19 protein-coding genes are annotated in these 23,574 nt (G+C 37.5%); 5 read left to right on the top strand and 14 right to left on the bottom strand.

Translation table 11 applies throughout. The features are described 5' to 3' along the window. Nucleotides 1–149: 149 nt before the first annotated feature. Both rlmN and PB01_RS20410 read right to left on the bottom strand, forming a co-directional pair. On the bottom strand, nucleotides 150–1,217 hold the full coding sequence (rlmN, locus tag PB01_RS20405; protein ID WP_151701867.1) for a dual-specificity RNA methyltransferase RlmN: 1,068 nt from the start codon (nucleotides 1,215–1,217) through the stop codon (nucleotides 150–152). Nucleotides 1,218–1,794: 577 nt separating this feature from the next. Further along, a complete protein-coding gene (locus tag PB01_RS20410) occupies nucleotides 1,795–2,220 on the bottom strand; it encodes a cupin domain-containing protein (RefSeq protein ID WP_151701868.1) in 426 nt (141 codons plus the stop codon). 367 nt (nucleotides 2,221–2,587) lie between these two features. Here PB01_RS20410 and PB01_RS22005 point away from each other — a divergent pair, with 367 nt between their 5' ends. The 4 genes from PB01_RS22005 to PB01_RS22010 all read left to right on the top strand — a co-directional run bounded on the left by PB01_RS22005 (nucleotide 2,588) and on the right by PB01_RS22010 (nucleotide 7,371). Then, nucleotides 2,588–2,683: an S-layer homology domain-containing protein gene (locus PB01_RS22005; protein ID WP_225986292.1), complete on the top strand. Its 96-nt coding sequence runs from the start codon at nucleotides 2,588–2,590 to the stop codon at nucleotides 2,681–2,683. Between the two features lie 113 nt (nucleotides 2,684–2,796). Continuing rightward, nucleotides 2,797–2,952 carry a carbon storage regulator gene (locus PB01_RS20420; protein WP_151701869.1) on the top strand — a complete coding sequence of 52 codons (156 nt, stop codon included), beginning with the start codon at nucleotides 2,797–2,799 and terminating at the stop codon, nucleotides 2,950–2,952. Nucleotides 2,953–3,790: 838 nt separating this feature from the next. Continuing rightward, nucleotides 3,791–3,976 (top strand): carbon storage regulator, encoded by a 186-nt coding sequence (locus PB01_RS20425; protein ID WP_151701870.1) that lies wholly within the window; start codon nucleotides 3,791–3,793, stop codon nucleotides 3,974–3,976. A 179-nt stretch (nucleotides 3,977–4,155) separates the two neighbouring features. After that, a complete protein-coding gene (locus PB01_RS22010) occupies nucleotides 4,156–7,371 on the top strand; it encodes a flagellin N-terminal helical domain-containing protein (protein ID WP_404815096.1) in 3,216 nt (1,071 codons plus the stop codon). A 107-nt stretch (nucleotides 7,372–7,478) separates the two neighbouring features. On the opposite strand, the gene PB01_RS20440 is transcribed toward PB01_RS22010, so the two are convergent. The 5 genes from PB01_RS20440 to PB01_RS20460 form a co-directional block, all read right to left on the bottom strand. After that, nucleotides 7,479–8,183, bottom strand: coding sequence for a response regulator transcription factor (locus PB01_RS20440; protein ID WP_151701871.1), 705 nt, complete (start codon nucleotides 8,181–8,183; stop codon nucleotides 7,479–7,481). 7 nt (nucleotides 8,184–8,190) lie between these two features. Continuing rightward, nucleotides 8,191–10,335 (bottom strand): sensor histidine kinase, encoded by a 2,145-nt coding sequence (locus PB01_RS20445; RefSeq protein WP_151701872.1) that lies wholly within the window; start codon nucleotides 10,333–10,335, stop codon nucleotides 8,191–8,193. Between the two features lie 434 nt (nucleotides 10,336–10,769). Next, entirely contained in the window at nucleotides 10,770–11,249 is a 480-nt protein-coding gene (rlmH, locus tag PB01_RS20450; protein WP_151701873.1) for a 23S rRNA (pseudouridine(1915)-N(3))-methyltransferase RlmH, read from the bottom strand. 87 nt (nucleotides 11,250–11,336) lie between these two features. Beyond that, on the bottom strand, nucleotides 11,337–11,504 hold the full coding sequence (locus tag PB01_RS20455) for a CxxH/CxxC protein (protein WP_151701874.1): 168 nt from the start codon (nucleotides 11,502–11,504) through the stop codon (nucleotides 11,337–11,339). 166 nt (nucleotides 11,505–11,670) lie between these two features. Then, the gene (locus PB01_RS20460) at nucleotides 11,671–12,876 is read right to left on the bottom strand and encodes a S1C family serine protease (RefSeq protein WP_151701875.1); all 1,206 of its coding nucleotides are present in this window, start codon (nucleotides 12,874–12,876) and stop codon (nucleotides 11,671–11,673) included. A gap of 442 nt (nucleotides 12,877–13,318) precedes the next feature. On the opposite strand from PB01_RS20460, the gene PB01_RS20465 reads away from it, so the two are divergent. After that, a protein-coding gene (locus tag PB01_RS20465; protein ID WP_151698809.1) for an IS3 family transposase occupies nucleotides 13,319–14,484 on the top strand; the annotation gives its coding sequence in 2 pieces (ribosomal slippage) (nucleotides 13,319–13,595 and nucleotides 13,595–14,484; 1,167 coding nt in all). A gap of 58 nt (nucleotides 14,485–14,542) precedes the next feature. Here PB01_RS20465 and PB01_RS20470 read toward each other — a convergent pair. The 7 genes from PB01_RS20470 to PB01_RS20500 form a co-directional block, all read right to left on the bottom strand. Continuing rightward, nucleotides 14,543–15,331, bottom strand: a complete 789-nt coding sequence (locus PB01_RS20470; protein ID WP_151701876.1) for an MBL fold metallo-hydrolase — start codon at nucleotides 15,329–15,331, stop codon at nucleotides 14,543–14,545. 12 nt (nucleotides 15,332–15,343) lie between these two features. Continuing rightward, nucleotides 15,344–16,147: a two-component system regulatory protein YycI gene (locus PB01_RS20475; RefSeq protein ID WP_192797410.1), complete on the bottom strand. Its 804-nt coding sequence runs from the start codon at nucleotides 16,145–16,147 to the stop codon at nucleotides 15,344–15,346. Beyond that, the gene (locus PB01_RS20480; protein ID WP_151701878.1) at nucleotides 16,134–17,471 is read right to left on the bottom strand and encodes a YycH family regulatory protein; all 1,338 of its coding nucleotides are present in this window, start codon (nucleotides 17,469–17,471) and stop codon (nucleotides 16,134–16,136) included. Before PB01_RS20480 ends, PB01_RS20475 begins: the two co-directional genes overlap by 14 nt. Beyond that, nucleotides 17,462–19,285: a cell wall metabolism sensor histidine kinase WalK gene (walK, locus tag PB01_RS20485; RefSeq protein WP_151701879.1), complete on the bottom strand. Its 1,824-nt coding sequence runs from the start codon at nucleotides 19,283–19,285 to the stop codon at nucleotides 17,462–17,464. Before walK ends, PB01_RS20480 begins: the two co-directional genes overlap by 10 nt. Before the next feature lie 5 nt (nucleotides 19,286–19,290). Then, complete coding sequence (gene yycF, locus PB01_RS20490) at nucleotides 19,291–19,995, bottom strand: response regulator YycF (RefSeq protein ID WP_151701880.1); 705 nt, start codon at nucleotides 19,993–19,995, stop codon at nucleotides 19,291–19,293. 260 nt (nucleotides 19,996–20,255) lie between these two features. Further along, on the bottom strand, nucleotides 20,256–21,731 hold the full coding sequence (locus tag PB01_RS20495) for a peptidoglycan DD-metalloendopeptidase family protein (RefSeq protein ID WP_225986116.1): 1,476 nt from the start codon (nucleotides 21,729–21,731) through the stop codon (nucleotides 20,256–20,258). Nucleotides 21,732–22,203: 472 nt separating this feature from the next. Beyond that, nucleotides 22,204–23,490 (bottom strand): adenylosuccinate synthase, encoded by a 1,287-nt coding sequence (locus PB01_RS20500; RefSeq protein ID WP_151701881.1) that lies wholly within the window; start codon nucleotides 23,488–23,490, stop codon nucleotides 22,204–22,206. Between the last annotated feature and the right edge of the window lie 84 nt (nucleotides 23,491–23,574).

Consider the following 23,574-nt stretch of genomic DNA (forward strand, 5'->3'; position numbering starts at 1 on the left):
GTTCTCCGTGATATAGCAAAGTTCGGTTTTTACTTCTGTTTCACCAAATTACAAATTAAGTAGTTCTGTACTCAATTTATCCTGCAATAACGGGCATTAGCACGTCCTACATGTCAAAACCCCCACTAATTGAAGGTTCACTTTATCACTTACTGCTGGGCATCTTTTTTAAGCTGTTTACTTCGTAACTGTCCACAAGCTGCATCAATATCCGTACCGTGTTCTTGACGGATCTTACAATTGACGCCATTCTTTTTCAACGTATCATAGAAAGCTAACACCGATTCCTGCTCACTTCTTTGATATTGACTATGTTCATCCACCGGGTTGTACGGGATTAAGTTTACATACAATCGGTCCTTAATATCACTGAAAAGTTCAGCAAGTTGTTCCGCTTCCTCTTTATGATCATTTACATCTTTCAGTAAAATATATTCAATCGTAATTCTTCGGTTATTTTTGGCTAAATAATACTTCAGGGATTCCATTAGCTTTTCAATCGGCATGGCACGATTTATTTTCATAATACGCGTTCTCAGTTCATTATTTGGTGCATGTAGTGAGATCGCTAAGTTTACAGGGATTGCCGCATCCGTAAATTCATAAATTTTATTAACAATTCCACTTGTCGAAACAGTAATTCTTCTACCTGCAATCGCAAGTCCCTTGTGGTCTATAACAACATTTAAGAAATCTAATAGATTATTGAAGTTATCAAATGGTTCGCCAATTCCCATTACGACAATATGACTTACAAGTTCGTCTTTTTCTAATTGATCGAGATGAAGTTGAACATTCATAATCTGTTCGACAATTTCTCCAGCTGATAAATCGCGACTTTTTGCTAATAATCCGCTCGCACAGAAACTGCAGCCAATGTTACAGCCTACTTGTGTCGTAACACAAACAGATAACCCATATTTATGTCGCATCATGACCGTCTCGATCAAACTGCCATCCTGTAATTTAAATAAAAATTTAACCGTTCCGTCTGCGGCTTCTTGCTTAATGTGTTGTGTTAATGTTTGAATCACAAAGGTATCCGCCAATAATTGAACACATTCCGAATTTACCTCATTCATGTCAGAAAAATCCGTTACACGTTTTCTATAAAGTAAATCCCACACTTGTAATGCTCTAGACGGTTTGTGACCATGCGCTAAAAGCCACTCCTTCAATTGATCTAATGTTAATCCATAAATGGATGGTTTGTTCATAATGTGCCTCTTTCCTTGAGCTTAAAAATCACTTCTATTATTAATATTTATACCGTGATAACGGGTAGTATAACTCCCTCGAGCTAGGCTTATTTGTAGCAAGAAGCATAAATGGGAGATCCACAGTCCTTAATAGCCCGATTGGTTAACTTTATGATCAGGCGCCTCTTTACTAATCTAATCATATTACATATAAGGCTGAAAAAAAACAATTCGAATTGTAATCGCCAAAATTGGGGGCTTTTAGAGAAATTGATATATTCACATTAACTAATAAATCACACTGCAAATAAAATTAGAGCTACTCTTGTTTAATATTCACAGAGTAGCTCTAATTTATTTATAAACCGCATTTACTTATGGTAAGGTTCACCGTGACAGTAATAACAGCAAAATTTTATACGAATAGCTCATTACAACTGGATGATTTTGATAAACCGGTACCCGGGATCTACTTTAATTCTTTTCCTGCATATTTCTCCAACTCTAGGTACCGATTCTTGTTACGCGCACGTTTCACAATGACACTGAATAAGGAGCGCTGCAACCTAAGTGAAATACCCACAATTAACGTATTTTACATCGATAAAATCAATGCTGTGTGTGCCAATGATTTCGGATTCCCTTTTTTATCCACTAATCTATCTTCAATCAAACCATAATGGATACGTACAGATTGTTCAAATTGACTTGGTGGTGTCAAACGTACACGGAACACTACTGACTCATCATGATTATTTGTAAATGTATGTGCTACACCTAATGTAACAAGTCGATGGTCGCCTCCATCTAAAATATGTTGCTCTTTCCCTAATGTAACTGTCAGCTTCCCAGAAACAACCTCAAACTTCTCTTCGGATTCATCATGCATATGTAAGGGTGTTCCATTTCCTTGAGGTGGAAGAGCCGCTTCTATAGATAGGTATTTCCCATCGGTTTCTTCAGCTGTTTGTAAAAAAGTGATTTTTTCACTCGTAACCTGATTAACTACAGTACGTTTCAATTTATAGTCTTCTTTCTAAAAAAACATGTTTCTTCAATACATTTTATTATACTCCTATTTGATCCAAAAGGAAGTATTGGATGAATTACCGATTAAAAATTGAAGTTACATATAAATGCTTTATCTCGAGCACAAACTTAAAGTTTTCTTTAAGTTTGATTAATAAGCTTATCTACCATGATAAAATACAAGGAGTATAATCTATATAAATTATCTTACTCCAGTGCGAAAACCCTATAAAATGCGATGGTAAGTTTGTGTTTAACGTTACTACTGAGCATGTCCCTCCCAGCCGCCTACGCTGCAAGCGAGGGTACGAAGTCAGACGTCCACTGGGCATTTGGCGTAGAAACAGCTGGAGGATTGGATCGGCAAAGGGCTTATTAAAGATTATGAGAATGGCTCATTTAAGCCGGACGGCATGATCACAAAGGCAGAATTCATGGCTCTTGTGAACCGATAGTTCGCGTTGAATGACAAGTCAGAAGTGACAATAAAAATTGAGTGAATTATGGTAATTCTCGTGAAAGATGTTTAAATCATATAAAAATCCTTCACGGCAAAGGAGTGAGTCTGATGCTGGTACTTGGAAGAAAACCCGGACAATATATTGTGATCAACGAAAAAATTATTGTAAAAGTAGTTAAAAGTGAAGAGGGGCACTTACGCTTGGCTATTGAAGCACCAATAGATATCTCTATCGTTCGCGGAGAATTGCTTAATCAAGAATAAGCACATGTATCTCGGTTTTTAATGCAAGCTTTCGTTTCGGAACACCTTGGATTCCTGTATTTTTTGAATGAGCCGAGTATAAGATGCTCCACTTGGAATTCGATTAGAACCAGTAAAGCCACAATCCAAGCTGGAATCTCCACTTCTCTTCAATCGATTTCAGAGACCCTTAATCGTTGAAATGCGCTCCACAATTCGAATGAATAGCGATTGTAGCATAACTGCGTAATTGAGTTGTATCGGTGCGCCTAGAAATGCCTTCCTCGATACAATTCGTAAGAATGGAGTACTCCCTAATATTTCGAACAGGTAACCGTGGGCCTCCCTAAGCGGCATTTCTAATAAATTTTCCAAGGAAAACAGGCTTTCCTGTTGAATACTACTATATCTGGAGTCCTTCCTATCTTTTCTCAGGTGTGTATTAGGTGTACTTAACACTTCGAGATTTGGAGAAGTACTCCTTTTTTCATGCGTAAAAAACTCAAACCTAGTAAGGCTCTCGAATTATGAAACTCCCTCAACTTCAAAAAAAGATTTCTCCAAAAGGCTAAACGTTTCAAGTAAACTGTCGATACATAAAGTAATCACATATCTGATTACTCATGGACGAGTAAATACGCATGTAGTTTCAAGGAGGAATACTTGAAACTGATGTCTATTTATTCGTCTTTTTTACTGTTTAATTTTAATTTTTTAACAATTTAATAATTTATAAAATAATTATGAGACTTAGGATGAGCAAATAAGTCGCCGTCATTTCTTCAGGAGGAAGAAGGGCAGCGACCTGTTTGCTCATTTTTTTATGTACATTTAATAAACCGGATAAGGGGATGAGCCAATGCTCGTGTTAGGGAGAAGACCTGGGGAATATGTAATGATTGACAACAACATTATGGTAAAGGTCATTAGAAGCGATGAAGGCCATTTACGCTTGGCGATTGAAGCACCGAAGCATATTTCTATTGTTCGTGGAGAGTTATGGGAAGAAAACAATATAGCCTTAGGAATGACAAAAAAGGCCTAGGTCTTGGCCCCCACCATTTAAGGACGAGTGGTGAAGTCAAGGAAGATAACAATTTGACTTACAAATCCTTGTTTTGGATTAGCGCGCAATCCATCAATGATTTGTTAGTACAGGGTATGCGCTACAAAGGATGCAAACGGATAGGCATCCTAAAACACACCACATGGAGGTAATGAGAAATGAGAATTAATCACAACATCGCAGCACTTAACACGCACCGTCAGTTGAACAGTGCAACAAGTGCCCAATCTAAATCAATGGAGAAATTGGCTTCAGGTCTTCGTATTAACAAAGCTGGGGACGATGCAGCTGGTCTTGCAATCTCTGAGAAAATGCGCGGACAGATTCGTGGGTTAGACCAGGCTTCTAAAAACGCACAAGATGGGATTTCGTTGATCGCAACTGCTGAAGGTGCATTAAATGAAACGCACGACATTCTTCAACGTATGCGCGAACTAGCTACACAAGCATCAAACGATACAAACACATCAACAGATCGTGGCGAAATTCAAAAAGAAATGAACCAATTAACATCTGAAATTAACCGTATTGGTAATACAACAGAGTTTAATACGCAAAAACTACTTGATGGTGGAGCAAAAACAACAAGTACTGGTAAACTAGCAGTTACTACAAATGCATATGAAGTATCTGGTAAAACTGGAATTGATACTTTGGATATTACTGGTGGAGCTGCAACAGGCGATATCAGTCTTCTACACGCATCTAAAGACAGCGTAAAAGCAGGAACATTGAAATTTGGAGCGGTAGCTGAAACAACGGCAAGTAAATTAGCTGCAACTGCTGGGAAAATCGGATCAGATCTAACTGAAATCACAGCAAGTAATGCAGGCGGTACAGGGGCTATTAATGCTGCCAATCAGACAACTATTGGTAGCGCTGCTGCTAAGTCAGAATACACTTTTAAAGTGGATGCTCAGTTTGCTGTTGGAAATACAATTTCAATAGGTGGACAGACGTTTACAGCAAAAGCTGTTGGTGACGCAAATTTGAATGCAAATGAGTTTGAAATTGGTACGGATGTTGATACTGGTGTAGCAAGCTTAGTACTTGCAATTAATAATAATACTAATATCAACGCTAATTATACTGCCGCTTCCACAACAGGTACTGTCACTATTACAGCCAACAATAATGTAGACGATTCTGCGGTTGCAGCTGACTACTTTACTAATGTAATTAGTACAGGGACGATTTCTGGTAAAGCCCAAACAACTGTGGGTAGCGCTGCTGCTAAGTCAGAATACACTTTTGAAGTGAAAAGTCAGTTTACTGATGGAGATACAATTACAATAGGTGGACAGACGTTTACGGCAAAAACTGACGACGGAATCACCCCCGCTGGAACAGATGAGTTTTTAATTGGTGCAGATATTGATGAAACTGTAACAAACTTAATGGGCGCAATTAATGATAATACTATAATCAAAGCTGATTATGTTGCCACTGTGGGTAGCCCAGCGTGGAATGCTGATTCAAATAGTATCACTATTACACAAAAAGTGGCTGGTGATGATTCGGCGCTTGCAGCTGACTTCACTACAAATGTATTAGTTACTAAGGCTTTGACGCAAGTAGGTCAATATAAATTTGAGATTGCCAATAATTTTGAAGTAGGGCAAAAGATAACGATTGCTGGACAAGATTTTGAAGTAAGAGCTTCAGATGGAGATACTGATGGTACTGGATTTGCAGTTGGTGCAGATAAAGATGAAACAGCTGCCAACTTATTAAAAGCTATCAATGCTAGTGGTAAATTTGATGCAGTAAATCAAAGTACTGGTACAGATAGCGCTGGTGCTACGGTTACCGGTATTACAGGAACTGGTTTAGAAACAGATTTAGATACGATTATACTACAGGAAAAAACAGCTAGTGGAGACACAATGGCAAATGTAGTTGGTATTGATGTAACCAACCAATCTGCAGTTGCAGGTGTATATAACTTCGATATCACTGAAAACTTCTCTGCCGGTGACTCTATAGAAATTGGTGGAACAAAGTACACAGCAATCGCAGCAGGTGGCACAGCAGGAACTAATGAATTTGTAGCTGGCGCGACTATATCCGATTCAATCGACGCTTTAAAAGTTCTAATTGATGCAGAGGGAACTTATACTGCAACTAAAGCAAATTCACCATTCATTAGTAATAATCGAATTGTATTGACAGAAAATACAGCTAGTGGAGCAACTACTGGTCCATCACTTAGTGGTACTAATGTCGGCGATATTAAAGGTGTAAATGAATTTAGAATTACAGCTAACCTTGCTGATGGTGATGTCTTAAAAGTTGGAGCCAACTTATTGTTGGCAGGTGGTAAAAATGCATCGGCTGGACTAACAGGTGATTTTGAAGTAGGCACAACAGCAAGTGATACTGCTACAAATATCGCAGCTGCTATCACTGGTGCAGATACTACTAGCTCGCAACATTTGCAAGACTTACAAGCAAAATACACTGTTACAGTAGATAAAGTAGATACAGCTAAGCTTATCTTTACAGAAAAAAATGCAAGTGGAACGAACCTTAAAACTGCTGATATTGGAATCGGTAAAAACACAGATAATCGCGCTGCTGGTGCTCCAAGTCCACAATCATATGAAATTACTGCACAAGCACTTGATGTAGGATCAAAAGTGAAAATTGGTAATGCTGAAATTACATTAGCTGGTCAAAATGGTACAGCAAAACAAGTTGCTGAAGAATTGAAAAATCAAATTACAAATGCAGATTCTAATAGTTCTGCAGAATTACAAGCCTTAAAAGCAAAATATAATGTATCGGTAACTGGTGATAAATTAACATTAGAACAAAAGACTGCTGAAAGCGGTGAAAAACCACTTACTGCAGATTTTAGTACTAGTGCGTCAACAGGCTTTACTGCTAATTTGCAAATTGGAGCCAACACAAGTCAAAAAATGAGTTTAGGTATCAATGATATGCGCTCATCTGCATTAGATATTGTTGGTGGTGTTAATGGCACTATTACGGTAAATGAAAATGGTACTGATTATACAGCTAAATTCACATCTACAAGTAATGTAACAGATGGAACAGCTGGGGAAGCAGCATTGGATATATCTACACATGAAAATGCTACCGCTGCAATCAAAGTTATTAACAATGCGATTGAAAAAGTATCCGCAGAGCGTTCTAAATTAGGTGCATCCCAAAATCGTTTAGAACACACAATCAATAACCTAAGTACATCATCTGAAAACCTAACAGCTGCGGAATCTCGTATCCGTGATGTTGATATGGCAAAAGAAATGATGACTCAAACGAAGAACTCAATTCTAGCACAAGCAGCACAAGCGATGTTGGCTCAAGCGAACCAACAACCACAAGGAGTTCTACAACTTCTTCGTTAATATAAGAATATTTTAACTGCCCCGCAAATGTTAGACACCAACTAACATTTGCGGGGTGTTTTTATGTCTAAATATACAGTAGAAGTTAAATTACAAGCGGTGGAACGCTATGTTCGCGCTTTAAACGAACTTCTGGCAACCAGCATATATCCGGCCCCCCGAATCGTAACGATTCTTTCAGGATTGACAGGGTCAGCCTCGATTTTTTTACGTAAATTACTAATGTGTACAGCGACCGTTCTCGTATCCTCCAGACTCTCCATCCCCCAGATGAGCTGAAACAACGTATCGGCAGTGACGACACGATTAACGTTTTGTGCCATATAGGACAGCAGACTGAACTCTTTTTTCGATAAAAAGATGGGTTCACTACCCATGGTGACGGATTGTGTATAGAAATCCAGTGTCAAACCCGGTAATTCCAGCAGTTGTTCCCTTCTGCCCGTTGACACCCTACGAAGGTGAGCCTTGATCTTGGCCATGAGTACTCCAGGACTGAACGGCTTGGTCACATAATCGTCGCCGCCATAGGATAATGCGCTGATTTTCACCTCGTCTTCCTCACAGCTGCTCAGAAACACAATCGGCGCATTCGTGTAGCTACGTGCGTTCATGCACCAATCTATGCCGTTTTCATTAGCCAGCAGTACATCCAGTACAATCAAATCCGGCTCGAAAGACGCAAGCAGCTCCATGGCTTCTGTTCCGCTATGACTGTAGGAGGATATGAAACCCTCCCTCTCGCAATACACCTGAACAATTTCGCATATATGGGGATCATCATCGACAATCATAATTTTGTGCGTGTCCATTACACCTTCACCTTCCTTCTACAATACAAGGAAGCGATACATGGAATATCGACCCCGTCTTACCGTCGCTCTCCGCACGAACCGTCCCTCCATGCGCTTGTACGATTTCCCTGCAAATCGCCAGCCCGAGCCCGCTGCCCTCTACTTCATTCTCCACGCCCGGTCGACCATACCTGTAATTGCGATCAAAGATTTGCTCGAGCTGATCTTGAGGAATACCTGTGCCGGAATCTTGTACACTAATTATCGCATAGCGGGTATGATTCACCTCGTCCACAGTTAGCGCAATACGAACCAGCCCACCCATAGAGGTGAACTTCATCGCGTTCGACACCAGATTAAACAAAGCCTGATTTAATCTTTGCGCATCCATCTCGACAACAGGCAAGTTAGGTCGTTGATCTTCTGCATCTCCGATATCCAGCATGAAATCCAATCCTGCGTCACGCACAACCAGCTCATATTGTTCAAAAAAACCACACAAGAAGTGTATGACATGAACCGGCTCCATTACGAACGAGACTTGTCCCGTCTCCAAATGTGACAAGAAAGACAACTCCTCGATCATGCGGTTAATCCTTATCGTGTTATCCCGGATATACTTCAGGTACTGTTCATTACGTTCCGGCTTGACCCTGTCCTGCACAGCCTCGACGTAACCAAGCATGCTGGACAACGGCATACGCAGATCATGCGTAATATAGGCAAGAAGCTTTTTTCTCCCGTGCTCGGAGTGAAGCAATCGGTCATACGAAGTCCGGAGATCATCATGAGCTGCGGATAAAGCCTGTGTGCGTTCCTGCACGGTCCTCTCCAAACTCATATTCATATCAGTCAGCTTGTCGTTAGCAACCTGCAGCTCAAGTGCAATTCTCTCTTCGTTCGATGCCGCCCTCGTAAATCTCGAAGAAAGTAGAATCATCTGTGCGATCGTAAACACCAACAGACCAAGCGGAGATGTATTTCCAATTCGTGACCATTCATTGTAATATAAAAAATCGTTGACGACAGTAACTAAACCAACCACCGACACGAGCAGGAAGATTAGCGCTCCCTCCATACGCCGTATAGCCGCTTTGACTAGCCCAACCATCAGATAAACCATATGGAAAACTACCATCACACCGATCATCGGTAACATTTTTGTATAAATAATGGCAGGGGTCACCACAACAACGATACAGAATGCGCCGGTAACGATCCGCGTGACAAGATGAAACCAACGCGACACATAATTCGGAAAAATGCTATCAAAGTACATCGTTATGATATAACCAATGATGCAAAGAATCAGGTATTCGATCTTGAACTGCAATCCCCATGGAAAAGATGGCCACAATTGTGTGAGTAAGAGCTCGCCGACCAGCAAGGATCGGATACCGGACAACGTGGTGAACAGACCGAAATACAACGGCGCCATGTCTTTGCGTCGTAGTACATACAACAGCAAGTGATATACACCAATTACCAGAAGGCTTGCGGTGATGAACATTTCAGCGGCGATTTTCAGATTTTTCCTGACCGTTAACACATCACTGCCGCCCAACTCAATATACTTGGTGATGCCGCCACGCTTATGATGAAAGTTGGCTACTTGCATTACCAGCTCCACCCTATCATTCTTGGGCTGGAAGAACACCAGATTCGTTGCCAGCTGCGGGGTCACTTCACTCCTGTCCTGACCAACTACACCAACTTCTTCCAGCAATTCGCCATTAACCCATAATTTATACGCATTAAAGATGGTAGGAAGTCGCAAAGCAAGGCGCTCATTCCTATCCTGCTCGCTAAGTTGGATAACCACCCGAAAGGTTGCAAAGCCTGTACCGTTCAACTGCTGACCATCTAACCGATAGCCTAGCCAGGAGCCCGGGATGTTGATCCAGCGGTCATTATTTCCGTCCCTTGCCGAACGAATCTGTATGTCCGCAGGCGACAGTAGCTCTTGCCAGTAGAACGCCCACTCCCCTTTTAACTTTATCGGATTCTCACTGACATGAACCTGCGTTAAATCCAGAATGCCTTCTTCACTTTGGAACTCAGGGGGTGCCGGTGAAGAGATGACGGCATAGCTTATAACCAAACCAACAACAACGGCAACAACTATATGAAGCAAGATCGTACGCGAACCGATTCGGTGAATACCCCTCATTATGAACCCAACCCCAATCTACGAGAGCGCAATAAGTACTTTTATTATCTAAATAATATCATCATTAAAGGAAAATGTATCCTGCAATTATTTGCAAGGCGTTGAACACAAACATCACGATGAGGTTCCTTTTTGAACATAAGGCGAAACGCGCCATCCTTTATTTCGTTCCGGGAAATATAAGTTCGGTATAAAGTAAAACTTATACTTTCTTACCTTTTAAGAAAAAACCATCCAGCCTGATGCAGATCACAGCGGTAGATTCAGACGCCGTTTTCTTACTCCACAAATACAGGATGGAGCCACTATGGAATTTGATATATACGTCGTCCAGAACAAACTCGAAAATTTTTATATAGATACTAGTCAGACTGCAATTTTTTAGCAACAAATTAATTTTAAACATAGATTTTAATACAAGAAAAAAACCGCACCTACTTATGGTACGGTTCATTTCTAATAATGCGAAATGCTCGATAAATCTGCTCGATTAATACTAACTTCATTAATTGATGTGGCAACGTCATCTTCCCAAATGAGAGTTTTTCATCTGATCGTTTCAGTACTTCTTCGTGTAAACCTAGTGAGCCACCAATGACAAATGCAATTTTACTTTTTCCATACGTCATTAAGGATTCGAGATCACTTGCTAGTTGCTCAGAAGATTTCATTTTACCATCAATTGCAAGTGCAATAACATATGTATCTGCACTGATTTTTGCTAAAATACGTTCTCCTTCTTTTTTCTTAACGATTTCCATATCAGCATCACTTAGATTTTCTGGTGCCTTCTCATCTGCCACTTCTACCAAATCCATTTTTGCATAACTACTTAATCGTTTTGCATATTCTTCTATCCCCAGTTTTAAGTACTTTTCTTTTAATTTTCCAACCGAGATAATTTGTATATTCACAGGTTATCCACCTTCACAATTCATTTACAAACAAGTTATCCACAAGAGTTATCCACATACCCACAACACTTATCTACATATTGTGTTCTATTTTTCACTCCCTACAATATATACTGCTTGATCATCACAGTATGTGCAATTTGTGGATAACTTTTCTTCGTCCAATAATTTTTCTAACATTGGAAAGGTTTTTTGTTCTGCTACAAACATGTCTAAAGCTTGATTTATATGAATTTCACAACTGAATATTCTCAATTTTTCACTTCCTTTTATTTACGAATAATTCACTAAGTTATGCACAAATCACTCTTTGTTATCCACAACCTATTTTACCAAACGAAAAGCGAGTAGGAAAGAACAGCTTTTCTTTTCCTACTCGCTGTGTAAATCTTTTATTTACACTATAAAGTTATCCACATCTTTATAAACTGTCTGTAGCTACTAATTTAAGCATCAGATCCACAATTTTTCCTTCTCTATACACTTTTACTTTTAATTCATCACCAATTTCTTTTTCGTTATATAAATGCTTTCTTAATTCAATTGTATTTTCTATTTTTTCTCCGTCCATCTCTACAATAACATCATAAGTCTTCATTCCAGCTTTTGCGGCAGGTGAATTTGGAACGACTTCATTTACCACTACTCCTGTAGTCACTTCCGCTGGTAACTTCAAAGTATCTTTTTGATGAATTGCAGGTACATTTGTAACATCAACTAATGTAATTCCCATTGAGGGACGATTAACTTTACCATTATGCTCCAAGTCCTCAATAATTGGGATTGCGGAGTTAACAGGAATTGCGAGACCTATCCCTTCAACAGCTGCTTCGGATATTTTCATGGAATTAATCCCAACAAGTTGACCAGCTAAATTTATTAACGCCCCACCACTATTACCAGGGTTAATGGCTGCGTCTGTTTGTAAAACTTCTGCTTGCCAATCTACCACACCATCTCCATTTATATCAACTGGTATTGCACGATCTTTACCAGATACAACCCCAGTGGTAACAGATCCATAAAAATCGAGTCCTAGTGGGTTACCAATGGCAATTACAGTTTCTCCTTGTTTTAATGCATCTGAGTCACCAAATGTAATGACGGAATCTACTCCTTTAGCATCAATTTCAAGCACTGCTAAATCCGTCCAAATATCGGTACCTACAAGTTTTGCTTCTACCTTTGTTCCATCTACTAATGTTACTTCTAATGATTTCGCACCTTCAACAACATGGTTATTCGTAATGACGTACGCCTTTCCACCTTCTTTTTTATAAATTACTCCTGACCCTGTTCCCGCTTCTTGCGTAGACTTTGAATGACTCCAAAAGTCGGTAACGGATTGAATATTTGATACACCAACTACAGCACCCGAAGCCTTTTCTACAGCTTCCGTCACACCCGTGTTCACATCAACAGAAAGCTGTTGCATTTCCATAGAAGTCTTGGTTGCTTTTGTTCCGTTATTAGTTGGTAAATTGGTTAACACAGAAGGTATTAAAAACCAAACCAACAATGCACCTACCATTACTCCTGCCAAAGCACTAAAGAAGTATCCTGCCAAACTTTTTTTCTTTTCCTTTTTAGGTTCTTCCTGTGGTTCATATGGATTGTAATCGTCCATTTTTCATCTTCCTTTCATTTCACATATATGTTTATGTTATTAATTTACCCAATTAACATTAAAATAAGATGAAAATCAATTAAAAGTTTCATAAAACATACGAGTTAATTTCATAAATAGCGCTTAATTATTAAAACAAGAACAATACTTAATTTATTGATTGGAGCGACAGGTGATGGCTCATCGCTCACCCCGCGGAAATCATACTTATTTATTATGAAGAGTATATGATACATATTCTCACATTTCACATTAATATTGTTCGTGTTTTATATTCTAAATTTGAATCATGATGTTGATTCATACATGTAGGATTTTAGAAAAAATAAAAAAGCTCCAAAGACTAAAATAGCCTTGGACTAACCTAAAATACTGAGACAATATAAAACACCTTCGGTAATGGTACACTTAAAACAAGTACTTAAATCGGAGGTGTTTTTGCATGGGCAAAAACGTGTATACAAGCGAGATTAAATGGGCAGTCGTCAAAGAAAAAATGAGTGGTAAACTAACAACGAAAGAAATTATGGAGAAATACGGAATTAAGAATAAATCTCAAGTTGAGACATGGATGAGATGGTATAGAGCGAATGAAATTCATCGTTTTGACCAACCGATTGGGAAACAATATACGTTTGGGCATGGGCCTGATTTTAAAAGTGAAGAAGAGAAGAAAGATACGCAGATGAACCATTTAAAAATGGAGAATGAGATTCTAAAAAAGTATTTGGAAATGATAAAGGAGTTGAAAAACACATAGTTCTTCAAATCGTGGAAAAGTTCCGGAAAAACTATACAGTAAGTGTCATTTTATCAGCCTTAGAAATACCACGTTCCAGCTTTTATCGTTGGTTAGCTGAAGGTGTTGAGAAGATTTTAACCTTAGCAGAAGAAGCAATCATCGAACTATGCAAGAAAACGAAATACCGCAATGGTCATCGTAAAATAAAGGCGTTATTGAAAAGAGATTATGGAATTAAATTAGACCGCAATACCGTTCAGAAAACCATGCAAAAGTTTCATCTTCAATGCAAAGTAAAGCAAAAAAGAAAATGGAAATCTCAAGGTGAGTCAGTAGTAATTGCCCCAAATGTATTGAATCGTAACTTTATAGCTAGTAAACCGAACGAAAAATGGGTAACGGATATTACGTATATTCAATATGGTAGCGTCACATTATATCTTTCGACGATCATGGATTTATATAACAATGAAATTGTCACTTATAAGCTTTATAATCACCAACAGACTCCGTTAGTCATGGATACGTTGCGTGAAGCGTTAATAGCTCGCGGAAACCCCCAAGGAGTTATTGTTCATTCTGATCAAGGAAGTGTCTATACATCGTATGCTTATCAAAATGCCTTGAAGGAAAACCATTTAGTTAGCAGTATGTCCAGACGTGGAAACTGTTGGGATAATGCAGTAATTGAGTCCTTTCATTCTAGTTTAAAAACAGAAGAGTTTAGCCTAGCCAAGTTTAATTCATTAAGTAATGTCAGTGTTGTGCAAAGAATTGACGAGTATATTCATCATTACAATGAAGAACGGATCCAAGAAAAATTAGGCTACCTTACGCCAAAAGAATTTGGCATTGCGGCAGCCTAAAAAGGTGTTTTATATGTGTCTCATATCGCTAGGTCAGTTCACCTTGGAACTTTCTCTTTTACACAACAACTAATTCAGTTGGTACATTTGCATCTGTATCATGGAGATGTACATATTCTCCCGTAATAATCCCGCAAGATTCAAGTGTTTGAGTAACACTCATACGAGCAAGATCTTTCATATTATTGTCTTTACTTAAATGAGATAAATAAATATTTGTCTTCTTAATATCCACAACTTCACTCATCGCAACAGCGGCATCCTCATTGGATACATGTCCTACATCACTTAAGATTCGTCGCTTTACAGACCAAGGATAGCGTCCCATTTGAAGCATACTTACATCATGATTACTCTCAAAGACAAAGGAATCGGCTCCCTTAATATGTCCTTTCATACGGTCACTTACGTAACCAGTGTCCGTAATCAAGACAAGTTTGCGACCATTTTCATGAAAAATATAAAACATAGGATCTATCGAATCGTGGGATACTGCAAATGACTGTATATCGATTGAACCAAATGTTTTGACCGTTTCCATGTCAAATTGAAATCTTTGGTTTACGGATACATTTCCAATTAGCGAATCCATCGCTGACCATGTTTTTTCATTAGCAAAAATAGGCACCCCGTGTTTCCTTGCAACTACACCAAGTCCTTTAATATGATCACTATGCTCGTGTGTAATAAAAATACCTGAAAGTTTTTTTATATCGCGACCAATTTCACTAAAGAGTTGCTCCATTTTCTTACCGCTTAGTCCCACATCTACTAAAAAGGAATGCTCATCACTTTCCACGTAAACTGCATTTCCACTACTGCCACTTGCTAATACACTAAATCTCATTGTTAGAACTCCTTACTTTACTTCTGTTTGTTCCGACTCTTTTGGAATTTCAATTATTCTTCCTTCGACTGCATTTACAAAGTATTCTTCCGACGTTTCATCTGAAAGTTTAACTAATATATGCCAGGTGGGTGCAAATACTTGCGTTCCCTCTAGTTGGGCTAATGTAGAGTATCCTAAATTAGCTTCTTTTACTGTAGAATCAGGCTTTAGTATCCCGCGTTTATATAGAACTTTAATCGCTTGCATAGATGACAATAAGCTTTTCGATTCATTATAGTCTTCTAGATTATCCAAGAGACTTTGTTCATAACTAACGAGCTCTTGTTTATCATTAAAATGAACAATTAACTTTGCATATTTATTATTATAAACTAGTCGATTATTTACTTTTTGAAAGAATGTAACGGAGTGATTTTCCTCATCTATGCTCCATAATCCATAAGAATTTCCACGTATTATATTTTCTTGAAGTACTTTTTCCAACTTGTTTTCTTCCGTAATTGGAAGTGGTTTATCAAATGTACTAGTAAGTTGATAGCTGCTTTTTACTTCTACTTTTTGGTTTGGTAAGTTATCTAATTCTTCTGTACTAAAAGTATGAAGATTTCCTGAAACATAAGATGCTCCTAAAATGTCAGATTCCATTTTTGGAACTTTAATATTATCAAGTAAGAATCGTTCCTCTATTGGAGTATCGCTACGAACTTCTATATCCTGCGCATCATTATATCTATTTAAGTAAAGAGAAAATAAAAATACATTTAAAATAGAAAAAACAATAATAAATATAGTTTTTGTTTTATTCCAATCCAAATTTGCCACCTCCTAGTAATTCCGGAGATACTCGAACCCATATACCCTTAGATAAATAAAACCAAGATGGCTCTAGATTTAAAAATAGCTGTTGATCATCTTGCGACAAATAATAACCCACTACCATGTCATCCACAGATGACATTTTTAAATCTGGAATGGTAGATATCAAATCATACGTGTCTTGACCAGATGGCAATTGTATTTTTCTTGTTTTAATAGGAGAAGAATTATTTAGTGTATAATACGGCCTAATATATCGATATACTCGATTCATACCCCAATATTGAGTGATTTCAGTAGACGTATCATTACTAAAAACAGGTACACCTTTTAAGTAAAGTTGATAACTAACTTGTTGAGTAGCAGGATTTATTCGATTATATCGATATTCGTCCGTCCAACCACTGTGCTCGTTAACAAAATCCAAACTATGCTGAATGAGTTCGGTAGGATTACCAGAATTCTGACTTTCCGATGCAGGGTGTACATAACTTAATCTTTTTAGCAAAAAGTTAACGGTCATTAACGCGTTATCGTCGGTATATTGCTGTTCTCTTGTTCCTTTAGAATTACTACGAACGAGACTCGGAAAACTAAATAGAGCATTTTTAAACTTTTCTGGAGCAATTTCAATTTCCTCTAAAATATACGTATACCCTTTTACATTTTCTTGATTGTTAGTAACATACAAAGATAGTTTACCTGGTCTTTTTATTTCATTATACGGTGGAAAATTACTAGTTTGCTTAATAATACGCTCCGAAAATGCTTCTTTATCTACTTTATCAACAAGTGTTTTATATATCTTTTGGTTGGTTGTACTAATAAAATAAAATACCAGTTCATCTTCAGAAGGACCATTCCAGTCAATTACTAAACGATTAAAAGAGATATCTGGTAGATTATGATCAGCAAATGAAAAGATGCTGCCAAATATCTTAATAGGAACTTCTGTAGGATAGAAGAACGTTACCCGATTGGAAGTAGTGATAAAATCATTTATTTGCTGTAAACTAGCTTTGGTGTTTACAGGTTCTAATGATTGTGGTTCCCAAGTTTTCATGGAATTAAATACTTTCTCAATGTTAAGCGGGGTCTCTGAACCAGTCAACGTTTCCCCACGACTATATAATATACGATAAGGCATCACTAAATCTTCTATCCTCTTTTTCTCCGCAATGGAGATATCAACTATTGGAGGAGTATCAATCGTATTGTAAGTTGGAGAATAGGTCCATATAGTAAAGGTTAGCGTCAAACTTAGCAGGATGAGCAAGAGTAAAATGACAGATTTTACTTGTTCGATATACTTCAATCCCACTCACCTTCCTCATCCTGTTCAATGTTAAGTGTGAAAAATACCGTTGTTCCAAGACCTTCTTCACTTTCTGCCCAAATGGAACCTCCATGTGCTTCAATCATTTCCCGGGCAATCGCTAATCCTAGACCAGTTCCTCCCATAGATCTTGCCCTAGCACGATCTACTCGATAAAAACGATCGAAAATACGCTCTACATTTTCAGAAGGTATTCCCATACCATCATCCGATATCATAACTTTCAACTCTTGGTCCTTCCCAACTATACCAAATCGTATATTTCCACCATCTGGTGAATACTTTAATGCATTAGAAATAATATTATCAATTACTTGCGTTAGTTTATCGGTGTCTATCTCTACATAGTATGGTACATCCGGAAGGATTCGATGAAAAGTTACATTTTGTGATTTAGATAACTCAAAACGATCAATGATTCGATTGAAAAATTGATTGAAATTCACAACATCACGATTTAATTCATAATCTCTACTATCCATTTTTGATAACTGAAGTAGATCATTTACTAGGCGAATCATTCGTTGTGTTTCTGTTTGGGTAACTTGTAGGAAGGATGGTGCAATTCCCTCGTCTTTCCAAGCTCCATCCGCAAGTGCTTCTAAATAACTACTCATGGTCGTAAGAGGCGTCCGCAATTCATGAGAAACATTTGCTACAAATTCTCTCCGTTCCATATCAATTTTCTCTTGTTCGGTATTGTCATGAAGAACTGCTATGAATCCATTCACAAAACCTGTTTCTTTTTGAATAACGGAGAAATTTACACGCAATATAAAAGGTCTTTCTTGTGTGCTAAAATCGAGTGTCATGGATTCCTTGGAGTGAATTAAGTCTTCAAATGATTGCGCCATGTCGATTCCTAATACAGAAATAATAGGACGATTTAAGACCATTTCTCTAGGAATACGGAGAAATTGAAGCGCTGGATCATTGATTAAAATAACTCTTCCTTTCCTGTCTGTTGCAATTACACCATCTGTCATATTGGTAAGAACAGAAGCAAGCTTTCTTCTTTCCGCTTCAGTCGTAGATTGGGCTTCCTGTAATCGATTGGTTAAATGGTTAAAGGCAATTGCAAGTTGACCAATTTCATCGTCTCCATATACACGTACTTTCCTGGAAAAGTTACCTTTTGCCATCGCTTGTGCTTGTTTTCTCATATCCGATATAGGTCGTGTAATTGTTTGTGCTATTAATATACCAAGTACAATTGTTATTGCTAACGCTACCGCTGTTCCACCTGCTAAAATTTGATTGATTTCATTCATTTGGACAAACACATTTTCTATATTGGATTCGATATATAAAGATCCAATAACTTCTCCTTTAGAAACAATAGGGGTTGCTAAAATCCAAATTCGTTCTCTAGTTTCCTGATCAAGAGAAATATTATCAAAAGCTGTTTCTGCCGTTATGGAACGTCTTACTATATCATCCATCGATCTTTGTCCAACAATTGCTTGATTATTAATATCTGAAGATGCGAGAATTTGATACCTCGAATCTATTACACGTACCTCTTTAATGTCATCCGAATCGAGTCCAGACAAAATAGAATGCAAACTTTGCTCTTCAGTTTCGTCTCCTTCCGCTCGTGTTTTCAATATCTCTTCTCTCGCACTAAATTCTAGTAGACTTACACGATCTGAAATAGCATGCTGAAAATTATCTTTTAACGTCTTCTCAAGCTCTTTTACAAAGTAAAGACCAATAATTTGCATCGCAATAATGATAAGTAATATATAGATGAATACAATTTTTACGTGAATCGATTTAAAATAACCAACCTTTTGCATTCTTTCTACTCCTGTTCAGGACTTCGTAAATAGTAACCAACGCCTCTTCTAGTAACAATCCATGTAGGGTGACTTGGATTATCTTCAATCTTTTCTCGTAAACGACGAATTGTAACATCAACGGTACGAACGTCTCCAAAGTAGTCATATCCCCATACTGTTTGCAATAAATGTTCCCGGGTCATTACTTGTCCAATATGTTTTGCTAGATAATGCAATAATTCAAACTCGCGATGTGTTAATTCAATTGTTTCGTCCCTTTTTAACACTAAGTAGGCGTCTGGTTGAATGGTAAGGGGACCAATTGTAATATCATTTGTTACAACTTCCACATCTCCTTGAATTGTTTGATGCCTTCTCATATTTGCTTTTACTCGAGCAATTAACTCTCGTGTGCTAAATGGCTTTGTTACATAATCATCCGCACCTAACTCTAGCCCAAGTACTTTATCAATCTCTGAGTCCTTTGCAGTTAGCATAATAATAGGAAAATCATATTTTTTACGTATTTCTCTACAAACCTCCATACCATCTCGGTTTGGAAGCATAATATCCAATAGCATTAAATCAGGTTGAATTTCTTCTACTTTTCTTAATGCTTCGTCCCCATCGTAGGCACAAAAAACTTGAAAACCCTCTTTTTTTAAATTAAATTGAAGTATATCTGCAATTGGTTTTTCGTCATCGACTACTAATATTTTTTTACTCATTGACTGAACCCCTTTTCGTAATATGTATATGAATAAAGTATATTATTTTTTACGTTCATTCTTTAACTCTAACATGCTTTGAAACTATACGCATCATTTTAAACAGAGTACAAAGTCAGCATGTCGAGGATTGTCTAATTATTTCCTGGGAAATGAAGAAAAATAGCGAAAGCTACCCATTTTGGACCATTCAAGCACTTTATTCTATTTAAATATCAAAAAAAGAGATAGTCTAGCTAGTGACTATCTCCTCAATATTTTCATTTTAATACAGATAAAGGATTAATAGTAACTCCGTTTTTTTCTACTTCAAAATGCAAGTGAGTGCCTGTTGCACGTCCTGTACTACCCATAACACCTAGTTTAGAACCTTGGGGAACAACTTCTCCTATACTTACACTAATAGATGAAAGATGAGCATAAGTTGTCTTATAACCATTGTGATGATCTACTATTACTCTCTTACCATAAGTTCCATCCCAACCAGCAGCTGCAACGACACCGTTATCAGTTGCTTTGATCGTAAATCCACTAGGACGAGCAATATCTATTCCTTCATGTTGTCTGCCCCAACGATAACCCATTTGACTAGAAATATATCCACCTTCTGCTGGCCAAGCAAAAACACCTGATCCTCGAGAAGGAATTACTTTAGTACCTTTTAAAACAATGTTCTCCTTCGGTTCTACAAGAATCGTTTCTTCTATAATAGTTTGTCCTACTTGAACACCGTTTTTTTGACTCACTAAATAAGTTGCTACCTTTTTACCATCTGATCCTTCTTGTTTTACCTTCGTATCGCCTTTGCTAATCTCATCGGTTTCTAATACAGTTTTAGTATGTTTCATCACCTCAACCGCTTTTTTCTCGTATTGAACTTCTACATTTATAATAGGTTTTAAGACGGTAACATTTAACTCTTGTCCTATTTGTAATACTGTAGTATCAGTAATCCCAGGATTAATTTTTATTAGTTCGTCTGGTGTTAGGTGATGCTTGTTTGCAATCATTCCCAAAACATCTCCTGCACAGACTTTATATACTTCTTGTTCTAGTGTTCCATCTAATAGAAGTCTTACAGCATCATCTGGCGTTACAATTTTCTTTGGGTTTACACTTACTGTAACACCAGAAACTTTCTCTTTTAAATTTATATCTGCTATGCGGGTTTCATTTTCTCTCAATTCGGGTAATGATTCATGAGAACCCTTTCTTGCATCCAGTTCGTTTAACTCTTCTTCCGTAACAAAATGCATTTTTAGTTTACGAATCACTTCTTGGTATGCATTCAAATCTTTGACGTAGACGGCCATCTCGTCATTGATAGATAACGCAAATGCAGTTGCTTCGACTTCAATTATTTTGTCTAACTTTTTAAGGGTTACTTCATCATTGGTGGATTGTGTAAAAACTTGTTTAGGTACAATAGATAGATTAGAACCTGCTTTGATGGAGAGATCTTCGTACTGGATGCTTGTAGCTTGTTCTTTTCGCTCTATAATTTTTTGTATCTCTTTTTTATCAGATAATGATCCTATATATTGTCCATTTGCGTATATATGATAGATTTCTTTTAGTGTGCTTTTTTTACCTTCGTTTGCAAAAGCCATATTAAAGGATAAACTAGAAATTAGTAGAATTGATACGGCTACTTTTTTCATCATCTTTGACCTTCCGTTTGAAAGAACATCTTGATGACTATCCTTTTGTTCCTCATTCTTTCTTTTCAAAAACATGATAAAGCCCCTTCCAATTTCATGAATAGTTGATATCTCTTTTTTCTTGCTATTATAATTTAACACAATTGATATAATTAAGGGCCTAAAAGGACGTATTGTAAAGAAATTGTATAATTGAATCCTTATTTTTCATTTATTACCCAGAAAATTACTGTTTTTATCGATTTGGCTTAATTTTTAGCTTTTATAGTTTACTTTTCACCAGAATAACCATATTTTATACATTAACTCTTTTTATTCAATGTTATATTTGTCATAATAGGAGATTGTAATTTTTTTTATTTTCACCTTTCCGACAAAAAAACAAAAAAACCGTTACGAAGTGAATGACTTCAAACGGTTTTTTTATGATTAAGAAAATACATGTTTTTTTACTTAGTTAGTATACAGATTCCTGTGCTCCTGCAAGCGCGTTGCAGAAAGAGAATGCCTGTTAGTGTTAGACATAGACACTTCTACTCTTCCTATACTAACGCCAAACGCTTGAGATAATATTCGTTTGTGTACGGTCTGGTCCTACCGAGAATATAGAAATTGGTACACCGGTCAGCTGAGAAACACGTTCTAAATAATGTCGAGCCGTTTCTGGCAATTCATCTAATGTTTTGCAACTTGTTATATCTTCGCTCCAGCCTGGTAACTCCTCGTATACTGGTTCACATTCAGCTAGCATACGAAGATTTGCTGGATACTCCGTAATTAGTTCCTCTTTATATTTGTAAGCAGTGCAAATCTTAACAGTTTTTAGTCCCGTTAATACGTCAATGGAGTTAACCGTTAAATCAGTTAGACCACTTACACGTTTAGCGTGTCTAATTACTACAGTGTCAAACCAACCAATACGACGTGGGCGTCCTGTAGTAGTTCCGTATTCCTTTCCTACTTCACGAATTTGATTTCCTATATCATCAAAAAGCTCCGTTGGGAAAGGACCATCACCTACACGTGATGTATATGCTTTACATACTCCAACGACATGATTAATTTTAGTTGGGCCTACACCTGCACCGATCGTTACACCTCCTGCAACAGGATTCGAAGAAGTAACGAATGGATATGTCCCTTGGTCGATATCTAGCATTACACCTTGTGCGCCTTCAAATAATACACGACGACCTTCATCCAGCGCATCGTTTAATACTTTTGAAGTATCAGTTACATATTTTTCAATCTCTTGGCCATAGTTATAAAATTCTTCTAAAATTTCTTCTACCGTAAATCCTTCTGTTTCGTAAAACTTTTCAAACATTCTATTTTTTTCATCTAAATTATGCTCTAATTTTTCTTTAAATACTTCGTAATCGAGAAGATCTGCAATTCGAATACCAACTCGTGCAGCTTTATCCATATAAGCTGGACCTATCCCTTTACCAGTTGTACCAATTTTGTTTGCACCTCTACGTGCTTCTTCTACTTCATCTTGTTTTATATGATAAGGTAAAATAACATGGGCACGATTGGAAATACGTAGATTTTCGGTTGCGACACCACGATCATGTAAACCTTTTAGTTCTTTTACAAGTGCTCTTGGATCTACTACCATACCGTTGCCAATAACTGAAATTTTATCTTTGTAAAAAATACCTGAGGGAATAAGGTGAAGTTTATATGTTTCTCCTCCAAAAATTATTGTATGCCCGGCATTGTTACCACCTTGATATCGTGCGATTACTTCTGAATTCTCGGATAGAAAATCTGTTATCTTTCCTTTTCCTTCGTCTCCCCATTGCGTACCTACTACAACTACTGATGGCAATGCTAACACCTCCGTCAGACATTTTACATGTCCTGATTTAAATCAGTGTAATTGTACCAAGCAAGAGCTTGTGCGTCAATTAAT

Source organism: Psychrobacillus glaciei (assembly GCF_008973485.1).
Classification (GTDB): Bacteria; Bacillota; Bacilli; order Bacillales_A; family Planococcaceae; genus Psychrobacillus; species Psychrobacillus glaciei.

Bases quoted from the DNA above. Each gene is read 5' to 3' on its own strand.
- rlmN (WP_151701867.1), bottom strand. From the start codon at position 1,217: ATGAACAAACCATCCATTTATGGATTAACATTAGATCAATTGAAGGAG.
- PB01_RS20420 (WP_151701869.1), top strand. From the start codon at position 2,797: ATGCTGGTACTTGGAAGAAAACCCGGACAATATATTGTGATCAACGAA.
- PB01_RS20425 (WP_151701870.1), top strand. From the start codon at position 3,791: ATGCTCGTGTTAGGGAGAAGACCTGGGGAATATGTAATGATTGACAAC.
- PB01_RS22010 (WP_404815096.1), top strand. From the start codon at position 4,156: ATGAGAATTAATCACAACATCGCAGCACTTAACACGCACCGTCAGTTG.
- PB01_RS20440 (WP_151701871.1), bottom strand. From the start codon at position 8,183: ATGGACACGCACAAAATTATGATTGTCGATGATGATCCCCATATATGC.
- PB01_RS20445 (WP_151701872.1), bottom strand. From the start codon at position 10,335: ATGAGGGGTATTCACCGAATCGGTTCGCGTACGATCTTGCTTCATATA.
- PB01_RS20460 (WP_151701875.1), bottom strand. From the start codon at position 12,876: ATGGACGATTACAATCCATATGAACCACAGGAAGAACCTAAAAAGGAA.
- PB01_RS20470 (WP_151701876.1), bottom strand. From the start codon at position 15,331: ATGAGATTTAGTGTATTAGCAAGTGGCAGTAGTGGAAATGCAGTTTAC.
- walK (WP_151701879.1), bottom strand. From the start codon at position 19,285: ATGCAAAAGGTTGGTTATTTTAAATCGATTCACGTAAAAATTGTATTC.
- yycF (WP_151701880.1), bottom strand. From the start codon at position 19,995: ATGAGTAAAAAAATATTAGTAGTCGATGACGAAAAACCAATTGCAGAT.
- PB01_RS20495 (WP_225986116.1), bottom strand. From the start codon at position 21,731: ATGTTTTTGAAAAGAAAGAATGAGGAACAAAAGGATAGTCATCAAGAT.